Origin of the sequence: Enterobacter sp. MGH119, assembly GCF_001037675.1 — a bacterium.
Taxonomy (GTDB): Bacteria; Pseudomonadota; Gammaproteobacteria; order Enterobacterales; family Enterobacteriaceae; genus Enterobacter; species Enterobacter hormaechei_C.
In genome coordinates this window covers 19,996-34,795 of the sequence record NZ_KQ089930.1, presented here as the reverse complement: position 1 = coordinate 34,795, position 14,800 = coordinate 19,996, and the positions used below count along the sequence as shown (strand labels likewise).

The 14,800-nt window shown below is 50.0% G+C and carries 14 protein-coding genes, 1 other RNA gene and 1 pseudogene; 9 read left to right on the top strand and 7 right to left on the bottom strand.

Annotated features, from left to right (window positions below; genetic code table 11):
* Position 1: 1 nt before the first annotated feature.
* The 5 genes and pseudogenes from SK53_RS11505 to SK53_RS11490 form a co-directional block, all read left to right on the top strand.
* A pseudogene (locus SK53_RS11505) lies at positions 2-265 on the top strand (phage major capsid protein); the annotation flags it as partial.
* Positions 216-722: a hypothetical protein gene (locus tag SK53_RS11500; RefSeq protein WP_242637247.1), complete on the top strand. Its 507-nt coding sequence runs from the start codon at positions 216-218 to the stop codon at positions 720-722. The pseudogene SK53_RS11505 and the gene SK53_RS11500, both read left to right, overlap by 50 nt.
* A 135-nt stretch (positions 723-857) precedes the next feature.
* Complete coding sequence (locus SK53_RS23620; RefSeq protein WP_075262529.1) at positions 858-1,280, top strand: hypothetical protein; 423 nt, start codon at positions 858-860, stop codon at positions 1,278-1,280.
* 770 nt (positions 1,281-2,050) lie between these two features.
* On the top strand, positions 2,051-3,775 hold the full coding sequence (locus SK53_RS11495; RefSeq protein WP_048209446.1) for a FliC/FljB family flagellin: 1,725 nt from the start codon (positions 2,051-2,053) through the stop codon (positions 3,773-3,775).
* 149 nt (positions 3,776-3,924) lie between these two features.
* Complete coding sequence (locus SK53_RS11490) at positions 3,925-4,851, top strand: RNA-guided endonuclease InsQ/TnpB family protein (protein WP_048209445.1); 927 nt, start codon at positions 3,925-3,927, stop codon at positions 4,849-4,851.
* A gap of 480 nt (positions 4,852-5,331) precedes the next feature.
* Here the strand turns inward: SK53_RS11490 and ssrA are convergent.
* Together ssrA and smpB are read right to left on the bottom strand one after the other, a co-directional pair.
* Positions 5,332-5,695, bottom strand: a transfer-messenger RNA (tmRNA) gene (gene ssrA / locus SK53_RS22775).
* Positions 5,696-5,784: 89 nt separating this feature from the next.
* The gene (smpB, locus tag SK53_RS11485; RefSeq protein WP_003863115.1) at positions 5,785-6,267 is read right to left on the bottom strand and encodes an SsrA-binding protein SmpB; all 483 of its coding nucleotides are present in this window, start codon (positions 6,265-6,267) and stop codon (positions 5,785-5,787) included.
* Positions 6,268-6,423: 156 nt separating this feature from the next.
* Between smpB and SK53_RS11480 the strand changes: the two genes are divergently transcribed.
* Positions 6,424-6,861, top strand: coding sequence for a type II toxin-antitoxin system RatA family toxin (locus SK53_RS11480; RefSeq protein WP_003863117.1), 438 nt, complete (start codon positions 6,424-6,426; stop codon positions 6,859-6,861).
* Entirely contained in the window at positions 6,851-7,138 is a 288-nt protein-coding gene (locus SK53_RS11475; RefSeq protein ID WP_003863119.1) for an RnfH family protein, read from the top strand. The genes SK53_RS11480 and SK53_RS11475 overlap by 11 nt, the downstream gene beginning before the upstream one ends.
* A 61-nt stretch (positions 7,139-7,199) precedes the next feature.
* Here SK53_RS11475 and bamE read toward each other — a convergent pair whose 3' ends face one another.
* From bamE to nadK, 3 genes are all read right to left on the bottom strand, one after another.
* Positions 7,200-7,538, bottom strand: a complete 339-nt coding sequence (gene bamE, locus SK53_RS11470; RefSeq protein ID WP_003863121.1) for an outer membrane protein assembly factor BamE — start codon at positions 7,536-7,538, stop codon at positions 7,200-7,202.
* A 138-nt stretch (positions 7,539-7,676) separates the two neighbouring features.
* Positions 7,677-9,338, bottom strand: coding sequence for a DNA repair protein RecN (recN, locus tag SK53_RS11465; protein ID WP_048209444.1), 1,662 nt, complete (start codon positions 9,336-9,338; stop codon positions 7,677-7,679).
* An 85-nt stretch (positions 9,339-9,423) separates the two neighbouring features.
* On the bottom strand, positions 9,424-10,302 hold the full coding sequence (gene nadK / locus SK53_RS11460; protein ID WP_003863124.1) for an NAD(+) kinase: 879 nt from the start codon (positions 10,300-10,302) through the stop codon (positions 9,424-9,426).
* Positions 10,303-10,424: 122 nt separating this feature from the next.
* Between nadK and grpE the strand changes: the two genes are divergently transcribed.
* Complete coding sequence (grpE, locus tag SK53_RS11450; RefSeq protein WP_003863126.1) at positions 10,425-11,018, top strand: nucleotide exchange factor GrpE; 594 nt, start codon at positions 10,425-10,427, stop codon at positions 11,016-11,018.
* A gap of 52 nt (positions 11,019-11,070) precedes the next feature.
* Here grpE and SK53_RS11445 read toward each other — a convergent pair whose 3' ends face one another.
* A complete protein-coding gene (locus tag SK53_RS11445; RefSeq protein WP_032609927.1) occupies positions 11,071-12,357 on the bottom strand; it encodes an HlyC/CorC family transporter in 1,287 nt (428 codons plus the stop codon).
* A 19-nt stretch (positions 12,358-12,376) separates the two neighbouring features.
* Positions 12,377-13,168 (bottom strand): cytochrome C assembly family protein, encoded by a 792-nt coding sequence (locus SK53_RS11440; protein ID WP_003863130.1) that lies wholly within the window; start codon positions 13,166-13,168, stop codon positions 12,377-12,379.
* Between the two features lie 166 nt (positions 13,169-13,334).
* On the opposite strand from SK53_RS11440, the gene ffh reads away from it, so the two are divergent.
* Positions 13,335-14,696, top strand: coding sequence for a signal recognition particle protein (gene ffh / locus SK53_RS11435; protein ID WP_003863132.1), 1,362 nt, complete (start codon positions 13,335-13,337; stop codon positions 14,694-14,696).
* The last annotated feature ends 104 nt before the right edge of the window (positions 14,697-14,800 follow it).

Sequence of the window (14,800 nt, the reverse complement as noted above, 5' to 3'; positions counted from 1 at the left end):
TATGTCTGAACTCGCTCTCATTCAAAAAGCTATCGAAGAATCCCAGCAGAAAATGACCCAGCTTTTCGATGCGCAGAAAGCAGAAATCGAAAGCACGGGCCAGGTTTCCAAACAGTTGCAGTCCGACCTGATGAAAGTACAGGAAGAGCTGACCAAATCCGGCACTCGCCTATTCGATCTGGAACAGAAACTGGCATCCGGCGCTGAGAATCCTGGTGAGAAGAAATCCTTCTCTGAACGGGCTGCTGAAGAGCTTATTAAGTCAGGCCAGCATTGATGTATCCGATATCACCGATGCAATCCTGGAGGAGATTAAAGAGACTGATACGTTCAAAGACCTGATCGAGAGCGCGGTGGAGAGCAGTGAAAAGTTCGCAGAACTGGCTGATGCAATCAAAGAGAATGCAAACGGTCTTGCAGCGGCGGTTGGATCGAATAAGCAGACAGCAGAAGCAATCATCGGCAACGCGCTTGCTATTGCTGATGTTGTCGTGCGGCAGACAGCCCAGCAGGGCGCTAACTCTGCGACCTTCGAACAACTCCGGGAGGTGATCGCCACTGAGACGGAGGCTCGCGTCACGGATGTTACTCGTCTTGAGGCAAAAACTGAGCAGAACGAGGCGGGAATTACCGAGGTAAGGCAGGCTCTGTCAGATGAAGCTCAGGCAAGGGCGACAGCTGTCGACCAGCTTACTGCGAGTTGCGGTGTGCACCTTGTATAAGAAATTTCCGGCGCGGTAGTGGCAGAGGAAAAAAATATTGAACATTTAATCCAATTTTCGTAATAAAGTATTGAAATAATGTAATGAAGTTGTTGAAATTTTGGTAAGCGGTTGGGTTGAGCATTGGGGGTATTCATGGCAAAAACAGATTCTATTACACCTGAAGAGTTTAGGGCTATTCACTTTGAATTGTCTAAAATCTCATCAACATGGGCAGACTTATGGTTAACATTGTTTTCTCTCCGTGCTGAAGGCAGCAGGGTGATTACTATGAGATATTCCGATATCGAAGATGACATGCTGCACTTGGCTGGAACTCCAAAATTTGAGCCACGAACAATTAGATTAAATTTATTGCTTTCTAAGTTAATTGCGTACAGAAAGGATTGCAATCCTTCTGATATTTATGTTTTCCAGAGTAGATCAAATCGAGTTAAAGGATTAGCTAGGCCTGTGACTGTAATAGCAATGAATAATGCCTTAAAACAAGCATCCAAATATGTAACAAGGAAAAACATCACCATGAAAAGTGCTATAAGGGTGATCGGAAGGAACTAGATGGACGGGGGTTCATACACTACATACCCACCTGTGTATGGAAGGTTAGGGCGATGGTCTATGAGCACATCCTTTATCAAGTCATTATTCATCCCTGATGCTTTTCGATTTACTACTCGATTGGATGTAAGATATGTACATGCATGAATCTTAGGAGGGATTTCGAGTAAGTAAAATGAGATCCTGATCAGAATAAATCAAACCTGGCATTGAGTAGAGTAAATAATAAAGCAGCGCATGCAAGATTTAAGAGTATAACAAAACGGGCGGAAACATTCACTGAACAAATCTCCTGATCATGTATTAGACAGAGAATGACTGTAATGTAAAACCATCTTACATACACCTACTAAAAAAGACAGATAAAACAAGGTGCCATCCGATGAGATAGCTAAGCATTTGCGCCTTGGATAGGTCTTACCATCGGAGCATGGAGTTATGCTGGCTTGTTGAGTACTGAGAAATGAAGAGATTAGAGGTTCAGAAGGGGGAGCCAGTTTGTCAAACGAGATAGTTTATTTACTATGCTCAACATATTGAATTGTTTAGCTTTATCATGGTGGTTTAGGGGGCGTTAAAACGAACTTATCACATTGTATTAAAAGTAAACAACTATCTTTCGTTTGATGCCTGAAAGCAGATGGGGATGGTTTTTCACTTTTTCTTCTAAAGGTCCAGAGTACGTTGCCGATAGTGAACATAGCGGCGCAGGAGCCAAATGGTGGAAGCCGTAAACTTAATTTAAGTTCAGTCAAATAGGAATTACTATCATGGCACAAGTCATCAATACCAACAGCCTCTCGCTGATCACCCAGAACAACATCAACAAAAACCAGTCTTCAATGTCTACTGCCATTGAGCGTCTGTCTTCCGGTCTGCGTATCAACAGCGCAAAAGATGACGCTGCTGGCCAGGCGATTGCTAACCGTTTCACCTCTAACATCAAAGGTCTGACTCAGGCTGCCCGTAACGCCAACGACGGTATCTCCGTTGCACAGACTACTGAAGGCGCACTGTCTGAAATCAACAACAACTTACAGCGTATCCGTGAGCTGACTGTTCAGTCTTCTACTGGCACCAACTCCAAGTCTGACCTGGACTCCATCCAGGACGAAATCAAATCCCGTCTGGACGAAATTGACCGCGTATCCGGTCAGACCCAGTTCAACGGCGTGAACGTGCTGGCAAAAGACGGCTCCATGAAAATTCAGGTTGGCGCGAACGATGGCCAGACCATCACTATCGACCTGAAAAAAATTGACTCGTCTACTCTGAACCTGACTGGCTTTAACGTTAATGGTGAAGGTTCAGTGGCTAATAAGGCAGCAACTAAAGCTGATTTGACAGCTGCTCAGCTCACTACAACAGCTGCTGGCGGTCCTATCGCTGCTCCTGCTGCAGATGCTAATGGCGTAACTAAGTATACAGTAAGCGCGGGATTGAACGAATCTACCGTAGCTGACGTGTTTGCTGGCTTAGGTGATACTGCCGTAGTTAATGCTAATATTACCAGTGGTTTCGACGCTGTTACTGGTAATAACTATACGTATCATAAAGATACTAATGATTTTACATTCAATGCTACTATTGCAGCTGGTGACGCAACAACTCCAAGTAATAGCGCCAAGTTACAATCTATCCTGACTCCTAAAGCAGGTGATACCGCTAATCTGAACGTTAAGATTGGTGCAACATCTGTAGATGTTGTTCTGTCAAGCGATGGTAAAATCACTGCGAAAGATGGTTCCGAGCTTTTCATTGGTATTGATGGCAACCTGACTCAGAACAGTGCTGGTGCTGGTATTAAGCCTGCAACTCTTGATGCTCTTACTCAAAACACAACTACTCCTGCGGCGGCAGTTCCAGTCACCATTACGACCGAAGATAAGACTGAAATCAAATTAGCGGGTGCAACTGTTGCTGGTCAGAGTGGTGCAATTGTAGTTACTGGTGCCCGAATCAGCGCTGAAGCTATGCAGTCTGCTACCAAAACGACTGGTTTCACAACTGGCACAACGACAGTAGCAGCTAATACTGGCAAAGTTACAATTGGTGGTAATCAAGCTTACACTCAGACTGACGGTACGTTAGCTGCCAAGAATGAAACTGAGATTTTCCTGCAGAAAGACGGCTCCATTACTAACAATTCCGGTAAGGCTGTATATGTACAGGAAGATGGGAAATTCACCACAGATGCAGCAACTAAAGCAGCAACCACTGCTGACCCACTGAAAGCGCTGGACGATGCAATCAGCTCTATCGACAAATTCCGTTCTTCCCTGGGTGCTGTACAGAACCGTCTGAATTCTGCAGTAACCAACCTGAACAACACCACCACCAACCTGTCTGAAGCGCAGTCCCGTATTCAGGACGCCGACTATGCGACCGAAGTGTCAAATATGTCTAAAGCGCAGATCATCCAGCAGGCCGGTAACTCCGTGTTGGCTAAAGCTAACCAGGTTCCTCAGCAGGTTCTGTCTCTGCTGCAAGGCTAATTCAGCACTACTAAACCGTAAAGCCCTGCACATGCAGGGCTTTTTTATCGAATGAATATAGCTGAACATAGCCGTCATATTCACTCGATAAAAAAGCCGATCATCATTTAAAATTGGCTTTCTCAAATTGAGCGTGTATAGGTTCTATTGTGATTAAGAAACAGGCATTTAAATTTTTGCTTGAGCCGAATAAAACTCATATGAATGACTTTTTGGTTTTCGCAGGTTCCTGTCGATTTGTATACAATAAAGGACTTGCTCTTATTAATGAGAATTATGATTCGGGTAAGAAATTCTTGAATTACAATCAACTAGCATCAGAACTAGTTAATTGGAAAAACGAAGAGTGCCTTGCATGGCTAAAAATGGCTCCATCACAGTGCTTGCAACAATCATTAAGAGATCTGGATAGAGCTTTTAAAAACTTCTTTTCGGGAAAGTCACAATATCCTCGATTCAAAAAGAAAGGCCGTAATGATTCTTTTAGAGTGCCATGCCAAAGAGTCAGACTGGACCAAGAAAAGCATTTAGTATCATTGCCCAAACTAGGGTGGGTTAAGTATCGTAAAAGCCGAGAGATAACAGGAGTATTAAAGAATGTTACTATTTCAAGAAAGCTTGATAAATGGTATATAAGCTTTAATACAGAAGAAGTTGTTCCTGAACCCCTTCATCCATCATTTAGCAAAACCAAAATTTTGCTAAATAATGAATGGCTTATGCAACTCACAGCGTGTGAGAGTCTGGTCGAGCAATTTGCCAACATGGAAGGTAATAAAAAGCTAAGGAACCTGAATAATATACTAGGCAGAAAAGTAAAATACAGCAGTAACTGGCTAAAAACTAAAAAGAAAATTGACGGCGTAAAAGCAAGGTCAAGCAGGCGGAGACTGGATGCCTTACATAAAATAACTACGGAAATATGCAAAAAACACGCTATTGTAGAGTTGGTTAATTTAACGGATTCTTTACCTGATAAAAATAATGGTTCTGTAAGCATGACTTATGAATTTGTTAGACAGTTAATGTATAAGCAAGAATGGTTGGGTGGTAAGGTAATTCGGTTGGGCGATTAGCGTAGTTTATTAATGATCAAATAAGAGTTATATACAGCTGTTTATATGGCCTTAGATAAATTGCTGGCGGCAGGGCATGTCGTGTCAGTTTGTGGAGGGGGGTTATTTCAACTTCCGATGAAGCAAAAATCTCGGTTATTGATACTGAGAATGTCAACGTCTGGTCAATACTTTGGCACACCAGTTTGTGCACCTTTAGTAAATTAGTCATCGAACGCTGCTTAAATATGACTGTGATTATATACAGCGCTTGCTGTGAAAAAAACAGTCTCGAGGCGAGTAGGGTGCAAAATGGTGAAGGATTTTTGTTACCCTTAGTTACAAATAGAAAAACCCCAGCGCATGAAATCTGGGGTTCTTTTAAAGTGCACGTGCATTTCACGTGCATATTTTTGTCTTTTCTCGGTCTGCCTGCTGTCTGGTCAGTGTCCGTAAGTGGCTGTTTTTATTGCCACTGTCCGGTTGCAGTCCTATCAAAAGTGGTGGAGCTGGCGGGAGTTGAACCCGCGTCCGAAATTTCTACATCCTCGGTACTACATGCTTAGTTTGTCTTTACATTCGCACGCCAGCTGCGGACAGACACGCCACTAACGAACTAGCCTGATTAGTTTTAACGCTTCAACCCCAGGCAGGGTTTCCACGCGATCTCTTTTGGGTTTGACCTCTCTTTGATCCCCGTCTTAAGAGCGGAAGCTAGGGAGAGAGGGCTCTTAGCAGGTTATTAAGCTGCTAAAGCGTAGTTTTCGTCGTTTGCGACTATTTTTTTGCGGCTTTTAACGAGGCAAACCGCCCCTCGGCATGCACCTTGGGTTTCGCAAATCCCGTCGAATCCAGAATCAGCCCCAATAGTGTTGAACTTAGTATACCAGATTTTACTTCCTCGACACCAGCCCGAAACGCTAACTTATTGAATAGTACAATAAGCGCGCAGAATCAACGTCCTGCGTTTTTCATGATACGTGCTTTGTCGAGCTGCCACTCGCGTGCTTTCAGGTCAGTACGCTTGTCGTGTTGTTTCTTACCTTTCGCCACGCCGATTTTCACTTTGCACCAGGCGTTTTTCCAGTACAAAGAGAGTGCCACCACTGTGAAGCCTTCACGGTTGATGCGTCCGTAGAGGGATTCCAGTTCGCGCTTGTTCAGCAGCAGCTTACGGGTGCGGGTAGGATCGCAAACGTAATGTGAAGAGGCGACGGTCAGCGGCGTAAAGTTCGCGCCGAACAGGAAGGCCTCACCGTCTTTCAGGATCACGTAGCTGTCGCCGATATTGGCTTTCCCGGCACGCAGCGATTTTACTTCCCAGCCCTGCAACGCAAGGCCGGCCTCGAATTCTTCTTCGATGAAATACTCGTGGCGAGCACGCTTGTTAAGCGCAATGGTCGCCGAACCAGGTTTATGTGCTTTTTTCTTCGTCATAAGTGTCGTAAAGCCGTCGGTAATCTGATTTTAAAAAGTCACCTCATTGCGTCCTGTGAGGTCTAACGCGCTATATTAGCACGAGATAAGGCTTAGCGTTTTTTTAACAGGTGATAAATGTTATTATTTGTCTGTTGTGTGACCATGGAAAATGCTATGCCTCAGATTAGCCGTACTGCGCTTGTTCCCTACAGCGCGGAACAAATGTATCAGTTAGTGAACGACGTTCAGTCCTATCCGGAATTTATTCCAGGATGCACCGGTAGCCGGGTGCTGGAATCTGGCCCGACGCAGATGACTGCGGCCGTGGATGTCTCCAAAGCGGGGATCAGCAAAACGTTCACCACGCGCAATACCCTGACGAGCAATCAGAGTATATTGATGCATCTGGTGGATGGTCCGTTTAAAAAACTGATGGGAGGGTGGAAGTTTACGCCACTGAGCGCTGACGCCTGCCGCATTGAGTTTCATCTGGATTTTGAATTTACCAATAAGCTGATCGAACTGGCGTTTGGCCGAATCTTTAAAGAGCTGGCCTCGAATATGGTTCAGGCGTTCACCACGCGCGCCAAAGAGGTTTACAGTGTCGCATAAGATTGCTGTTGAGGTGGTGTATGCGCTGCCGGAGAAGCAGTATTTGCAGCGCGTGACGCTTGAAGAGGGCGCCACCGTTGAGGCGGCTATCCGGGCCTCCGGCATCCTTGAACTTCGCCGTGATATTGACCTGGCGAAGAATAAAGTCGGCATTTATAGCCGTCCGGTTAAGCTCGGTGATGTGCTGAAAGAGGGCGACAGGGTTGAAATCTATCGTCCGTTGATTGCCGACCCGAAAGAGTTGCGCCGTCAGCGAGCAGAGAAATCCGGTAAGTAGCCAAATAAATGTACACAAAAAAGGTGCTCATTGAGCACCTTTTTGCGTTGCTGACGCCTGATTATTTGGTCAGGGCAGGCTTGTTGTCGATGTTGGTCAGAACGCCGGCACTGCTGAAGGTCAGCGTCAGGGTTTGCTGGGTTACATCTTCATGACCAGGCTGCTGGCGGAATACATAGAACCAGGTGTTTGTGCCGAAGGGATCGGACATCATCGGGGTTCCCAGGGCATAAGCGACCTGCTGTTGTGTCATACCCACGCGGATTTTGGACACATCGTTAGGGGTAAGGTAGTTCCCCTGGTTGATGTCAGGACGGTAAACCACTTTCTCCAGAGTGGAACAGCCTGCGGTCAACATCAGAAGAACCGCTGCGGCAGCGGTCAGCGTTTTACAGCGCATAGTGATTTGATTCCTTTTCGGGCCCGAGCAGTACGCGGCTCATATGTAATATGCCGATGATAATAGACCTTGCCCCACTTTGAAACCGGTCTGGCGGCGTTTTTGTTGTTCTGTATGACCCTGAGATCCCGAAAAAGTTTATGCCGCCAGCAGTTCTTTCGCATTCGCGAGGGTATTGCGAGTGACTTCACTGCCGCCGAGCAAGCGTGCCAGCTCCTGCAAGCGTGAGCGTTTATCCAGCGGCTTCATGTGCGTTTCCGTCATTTCACCATCGGTTTCCTTGCTGACGATAAAGTGGTGATGACCACATCCGGCGACCTGCGGCAGGTGAGTCACACACATGACTTGCGTCGATTCACCCAACTGACGCAGCAGTTTGCCGACAACGGCCGCAGTCGGGCCGCTGATACCCACATCCACTTCATCGAAAATCAACGCCGGGGTTTCCATTTTACGGGCGGTAATCACCTGAATGGCCAGGGCGATACGCGACAGTTCACCACCGGAAGCCACTTTCGAAATTGCCTGCAAAGGCTGGCCCGGGTTGGTGGTGACGCGGAATTCTACGCGGTCTGCGCCTTCCGCCGTCAGGTGATTCTCTTCAAAGCGAACATCTATGGTGAACACCCCATGCGGCATCGCCAGCGTATGCATGCTGTCGGTAATGTGCTGGCTAAGCTCCTGCGCATAGTGTTGCCGCACGTCGTGCAGCCGTTTCGCCGTTTCCAGCGCCTGCTGATGATGCAGATTAACCGCCAGAGACAAGGTTTCAAGGGAATCGGCCTGATCGTCCAACTGCTGCTGTTCCTCCAGCAGAGACTGATAGTAATTCGGCAGCTCTTCCGGGGTAACGTGATGCTTACGCGCCAGTGAAATCTGACGGGAGATGCGTTGCTCAAGCTCGAACAGACGGTTCGGATCGAGATCCAGACGTTCACAGTAGTGGCGCAGCTCATCCCCGGCTTCTGAAATCTGAATCGCGGCCTCTTCCAGCATTTCCAGTACGCCAGAAAGCTTATTGTCCATGCCGGTCAGCTCGGTCACAAGCTGACGCACGTTGTACAGCTGGCTCTGCAAATTCACGTCTTCGCCATCCGCCAGCATGTTAAGGGCATTCTGGCTGGTGGAGAGCAGCTGACCGCTGTTGGCCAGACGCTTGTACTCTTCGTCGATTTGCTCAAATTCACCCGCCTGCGGGTTAAATTCGTTCAGCTCTTTCAGCTGATATTCCAGCAGCTCGGCGCGCGCAGTACGCTCCTGGCTTTGCTGCTGATGCTGCGCAAGTTCGCGGCAGCTTTGATGCCACTGACGATAGTGCTCCGCCATGAGTTGAGTAAGCGCGTACTCACCTGTGTAGCCATCAAGCAGGGCTTTCTGTTGTTCGGGTTTGATTAACTGCTGGTGCGCATGCTGACCATGGATCTGGATGAGCAGCTGGCCCAGCTCGCGAAGCTGGGAGAGGGGAACCGCTGTACCATTGATAAAACCGCGGGAGCGGCCATCGCTGCTGATGACGCGGCGAAGTAAACACTCACGTCCGTCTTCGAGCTGGTTTGCTTCCAGCCAGCGCAGGGCGGCAGGTGTGTCTTTTAACGAGAAGCGGGCGCAGAGATCGGCACGGGCGGCGCCTGTGCGCACCATATCCCCCTCTGCACGACCACCGAGGCACAAGCCGAGGGCATCAATGGCAATGGATTTACCTGCACCGGTTTCACCGGTAATCGCCGTCATTCCGCTATGGAAGTCGATCTCAAGCTCACGAACAATGGCAAAGTTGCTGATGGTCAGTTGTGCCAGCATAATTGTTTTCCTGTGTGAAAAACCATAACTGTGTTTGTATACAGTATAAACTGGTTTTATATACAGTAAAGTGCTGGATGCAAAATCAGAACAATTTTTTTGACCAGCCGAGCTTGGAGCTTAATGTGTTGAAATAGCTGTAATCTTTTGGGTGAATGAGGTTCAGGTGGTAATCGCAGCGGCGAATGAGGACATCTTCACCTTCCTGAATGGGGAGCGCAATCTGACTGTCGCAGCTGATCTCCAGATCGCTGCGGCGATGAGAAAAACGCAGGCGGATGGTGCTGTCGCCGTTGATCACCAGCGGACGCGCCGAGAGCGTATGCGGGAACATCGGCACCAGAGTAATGGCATCCAGCGATGGCGTAAGGATTGGACCTCCGGCTGAAAGCGAGTAGGCGGTGGACCCCGTCGGGGTTGAAATAATCAGCCCGTCAGACCGCTGCGAGAAAGCGAAGATTTCGTCGATATAGACTTCGAATTCGATCATGTGCGCCACTTTACCGGGGTGGAGAACCACCTCGTTAATGGCGGTGCTGATGCGCTTCTGGCAGTCCTGCTGACACACCTGGGCTTCCAGCAAAAACCTTTTTTCACTGATATAGTGGCCTTCCAGCACGTCCGCCAGCTGCTGCTGCGCATTGTCCGGGTCGAGGTCGGTCAGGAAACCGAGATTGCCACGGTTAACACCAATAACCTTAATATCATAGCGAGCCAGCGTTCGCGCCGCGCCCAGCATATTGCCGTCGCCACCGACCACCACGGCGAGATCCGCCTGCTGGCCAATTTCCGCCAGCGTGCCGGTTCTGACGCTTTTAAGCTGCAACTCCTGGGCAATCTGCTGCTCGACCATCACTTCATAGCCTTTACCACACAGCCAGCGATACAACATTTCATGTGTCGTCAATGCGGTAGGGTGACGCGGATGGCCGACGATCCCAATACACCTGAAATGATTATTCATTTTCTGGAGGTCCTTGTGCCTGATGAATGATGACAATCTGCCTTGTTCCCTTGAATCCAGGAAACTGATCCCCATAATAAGCGAAGTTAGCGAGATGAATGCAGAAAAACGCGGAGAAATTCATGAGTAGTAAAGAACAGAAAACGCCTGAGGGGCAAGCCCCTGAAGAAATTATCACGGAACAGCACGATGAAGTTGAGGCAGTAGAGCCAGACACGTCTGCTGAGCAGGTGGACCCGCGCGATGAAAAAATTGCCAACCTGGAAGCTCAGTTGGTAGAAGCGCAGAATCGCGAACGCGATGGCGTACTGCGTATCAAAGCGGAAATGGAAAACCTGCGCCGTCGTACCGAGCTGGACGTTGAAAAGGCGCACAAATTTGCGCTGGAGAAATTCGTCAACGAACTGCTTCCGGTGATCGACAGCCTGGATCGCGCGCTGGAAGTGGCGGATAAAGCTAACCCGGATAACGCGGCAATGATTGAAGGCATTGAGCTGACGCTGAAATCCATGCTGGATGTGGTGCGTAAGTTCGGTGTTGAAGTGATTGCCGATACGGATGTACCGCTGGATCCAAACGTTCACCAGGCCATTGCGATGGTGGAATCCGAAGACGTTGCCGCGGGTAACGTGCTGGGCGTGATGCAGAAAGGGTATACCCTGAACGGCCGTACTATTCGCGCTGCGATGGTGACCGTGGCGAAAGCGAAAGCGTAATTTGCCGACCCGTAGTGCCGGGTGGCGGCTTCGCCTCACCCGGCCTACAACATTACTCGGCGATACTTTCGCGTAAAGGTTTAACGGGCAGGACCTTAACCTGCTTAATCATGTTGTCCTGAACGTCCAGAATATCAATATCATACTGCTCAATACGCACGCGCGTGCCTGTCGCCGGGATCTCTTCCAGCGCTTCCAGGATCATTCCGTTCATCGTCCGCGCTTCGTCTTCCGGCAAATGCCAGTTGAACGCTTTATTGATTTCACGAATGTTGGCGCTGCCGTCGATAAGCACTGACCCGTCGTTTTGCGGGGTGACTTCTTCCGCAAGGGAAGGCGACATTGAGGTGGTAAAGTCCCCGACAATCTCTTCCAGAATATCTTCGACCGTCACCAGCCCCTGTATATCGCCGTATTCATCCACCACCAGGCCGACTTTCTTCTTGTTGCGCTGGAACTTCACCAGCTGCGTGCTGAGTGGGGTGCCTTCCGGCACGTAGTAAATTTCGTCGGCGGCGCGCAGCATTACCTCTTTGGTGAACTCGTTTTTCTCGGTCATCAGGCGATAGGCCTCGCGCACGCGCAGCATGCTGATGGCATCGTCGAGAGAATCGCGATAGAGGACGATACGCCCGTGCGGGGAGTGCGTCAGCTGGCGGACAATGGCCTTCCAGTCGTCGTTGATATCAATCCCGACGATTTCATTGCGCGGCACCATGATGTCGTCAACGCTGACCTTTTCCAGATCCAGCACCGACAGGAGCATGTCCTGATTGCGGCGGGAGATCTGCGAGCGGGATTCGTTCACGATGGTACGCAGTTCGTCTTTGCTGAGCGCGCTACTGATGGTGACGTCTGCCTTTATACCGACCATGCGCATCAGCACCCGTGTCACCATATTCAGCAGCCAGACCAGCGGCATCATCAGAATAAGCAGCGGTGCTAACAGGAAGCTGCTCGGGTAGGCGACTTTTTCCGGGTAAAGCGCCGCGATGGTTTTGGGCAACACTTCCGCAAACACCAGTACCACAAACGTGAGCACACCTGTGGCAATCGCCACGCCTGCGTTGCCGTACAGACGCATCCCGACGATGGTGCCCAGTGCAGAGGCGAGAATATTGACCAGGTTGTTACCGATAAGCACCAGGCTAATCAGACGGTCCGGCTTACGCAGAAGCTTTTCGACACGACGCGCGGCACGGTTACCCTGCTTGGCGCGATGACGTAACCGGTAGCGGTTCAGCGTCATCATGCCGGTTTCAGAGCCAGAGAAATAAGCGGAGATGACCACCATGATGACCAGAATGACGATCAGCGTGGTGGTAGAGATGTGTTCCAGGGGGAACTCCTTTTGTTACTTAGCCAGCAAATTGCTGTATGAAGCGGCTACCAAAATAGGCAAGCGTGAGAATGCCCGCACCCGCAACGTTGAACCAGACCACGCGGCGACCGCGCCAGCCTTCATGATAATGGCCCCATAACAGGACAATATAGACAAACCACGCGATGATGGAGAGCACCGCTTTATCGATATTCTCCACGCTGAACAGGTTCTTCATGTAAAACAAGCCTGTGCACAGCGTGAGCGTCAGCAGCACCACGCCGACCTGGGTGATGTGGAACATCTTACGCTCAATCACCATCAGCGGCGGCATTTCGTGGTTAAACGCCAGCTTTTTATTTTTCAGCTGGTAGTCAATCCAGGCGAGCTGCATGGCGTAAAGGGCGGCGATGATCAGCGTCGCGTAGGCAAAGAGCGACAGGCCGATATGCACCAGCATCCCCGGCGTGGCTTCCAGGTGAGTAATAAACTCATTGGGCATGAACGTGGCTAACGCCAGATTGATCAGCGCAAAGGCGTAGACTATCGGCAGCAGCAGCCAGCCACGGTTTTTAGACGCGACAATGGTCATGACCGTACAGATCATCAGGCTGACCAGCGAGCCGACGTTCAGTACGCTCAGATTTTGCACGCTGCCGTCGCCGGGGATAATGCGTGATTCCAGCGCAAAGGCGTGGCTAATCAGTGCGATCACTGCCGAAAGAATAGCCATGCGCCGCCAGCCGCTGTTTTTTTGCAGCAGGCCAGGAATGATCAGCGCGAGGCTGACAGAGTAGGCAACAAGGGCGATCAGTGCGAAAACAGGCATATAGGCGTCGACAGTTGTCTTAATAAGAAAGAGAAGCAGTATAACGTTACGTGACGCCTGCTCCAACCGTTGCATAACAACAAAGGCGCCTTCATGTTATACTCCGGCAAAATTCTGTGTATGTGTCGCCCAGGCGACCTAACGTTTCTACCCCAGGCGAGAGACAATGTTTGATAATTTAACCGATCGTTTGTCGCGCACGCTGCGCAACATCAGCGGCCGTGGACGCCTCACCGAAGAGAACATCAAGGAAACGCTGCGCGAAGTGCGCATGGCGCTGCTGGAAGCAGACGTCGCGTTGCCGGTCGTGCGTGACTTTATCAACCGCGTGAAAGAGAAAGCGGTTGGCCATGAAGTGAACAAGAGCCTGACTCCGGGTCAGGAGTTCGTCAAAATCGTCCGTAACGAGCTGGTTTCGGCGATGGGCGAAGAGAACCAGGTGCTTAACCTGGCGGCTCAGCCGCCAGCCGTCGTGCTGATGGCGGGTCTGCAAGGTGCGGGTAAAACCACCAGCGTCGGTAAGCTGGGGAAATTCCTGCGCGAAAAGCACAAGAAAAAGGTGCTGGTGGTGTCGGCGGACGTGTATCGCCCGGCGGCGATCAAACAGCTGGAAACGCTGGCCGAGCAGGTTGGCGTGGACTTCTTCCCGTCCGACGTGGCCCAGAAGCCTGTCGACATCGTTAACGCGGCGCTGAAAGAGGCGAAGCTGAAATTCTACGACGTGCTGCTGGTGGATACCGCCGGTCGACTGCACGTTGACGAAGCGATGATGGACGAAATCAAGCAGGTTCATGCCTCTATCAATCCAGTAGAGACCCTGTTTGTTGTTGACGCCATGACCGGTCAGGATGCGGCAAACACCGCAAAAGCGTTTAACGAAGCCCTGCCGTTAACCGGCGTGGTGCTGACCAAAGTCGACGGCGATGCCCGCGGCGGTGCGGCGCTGTCTATTCGTCATATTACCGGTAAGCCAATTAAGTTCCTCGGCGTGGGCGAGAAAACCGAAGCGCTGGAGCCGTTCCATCCGGATCGTATTGCCTCCCGTATCCTCGGCATGGGCGACGTGCTGTCGCTGATCGAAGATATTGAAAGCAAGGTTGACCGCGCCCAGGCGGAAAAACTCGCCAGCAAGCTGAAAAAAGGTGACGGTTTCGATCTGACCGACTTCCTTGAGCAGCTGCGTCAGATGAAAAACATGGGCGGCATGGCAAGCCTGATGGGCAAACTGCCAGGCATGGGCCAGATCCCGGACAACGTCAAATCCCAGATGGATGACAAAGTGCTGGTGCGTATGGAGGCCATCATCAACTCGATGACGCTGAAAGAGCGCGCGAAGCCAGAAATCATCAAAGGTTCCCGTAAACGCCGTATCGCTGCCGGTTGCGGCATGCAGGTGCAGGACGTAAACCGCCTTCTGAAACAGTTCGACGACATGCAGCGCATGATGAAGAAAATGAAGAAAGGCGGCATGGCGAAGATGATGCGCGGCATGAAAGGCATGATGCCGCCCGGTTTTCCTGGGCGATAATCGCTTTTGAGATTGCTTTTTGCCCGAAAATGAGTAAAATTTTCGGGCTTTTAATATGACACCCGGGCTCCGTTCCTCGATGGGGCCCGGTTGTTTTATTCACA

What these genes read in the sequence shown, in the direction of transcription:
- SK53_RS23620 (WP_075262529.1), top strand. Translation starts at nt 858, where the DNA reads ATGGCAAAAACAGATTCTATTACACCTGAAGAGTTTAGGGCTATTCAC.
- SK53_RS11495 (WP_048209446.1), top strand. Translation starts at nt 2,051, where the DNA reads ATGGCACAAGTCATCAATACCAACAGCCTCTCGCTGATCACCCAGAAC.
- smpB (WP_003863115.1), bottom strand. Translation starts at nt 6,267, where the DNA reads ATGACGAAGAAAAAAGCACATAAACCTGGTTCGGCGACCATTGCGCTT.
- SK53_RS11480 (WP_003863117.1), top strand. Translation starts at nt 6,424, where the DNA reads ATGCCTCAGATTAGCCGTACTGCGCTTGTTCCCTACAGCGCGGAACAA.
- bamE (WP_003863121.1), bottom strand. Translation starts at nt 7,538, where the DNA reads ATGCGCTGTAAAACGCTGACCGCTGCCGCAGCGGTTCTTCTGATGTTG.
- recN (WP_048209444.1), bottom strand. Translation starts at nt 9,338, where the DNA reads ATGCTGGCACAACTGACCATCAGCAACTTTGCCATTGTTCGTGAGCTT.
- nadK (WP_003863124.1), bottom strand. Translation starts at nt 10,302, where the DNA reads ATGAATAATCATTTCAGGTGTATTGGGATCGTCGGCCATCCGCGTCAC.
- grpE (WP_003863126.1), top strand. Translation starts at nt 10,425, where the DNA reads ATGAGTAGTAAAGAACAGAAAACGCCTGAGGGGCAAGCCCCTGAAGAA.
- SK53_RS11440 (WP_003863130.1), bottom strand. Translation starts at nt 13,168, where the DNA reads ATGCCTGTTTTCGCACTGATCGCCCTTGTTGCCTACTCTGTCAGCCTC.
- ffh (WP_003863132.1), top strand. Translation starts at nt 13,335, where the DNA reads ATGTTTGATAATTTAACCGATCGTTTGTCGCGCACGCTGCGCAACATC.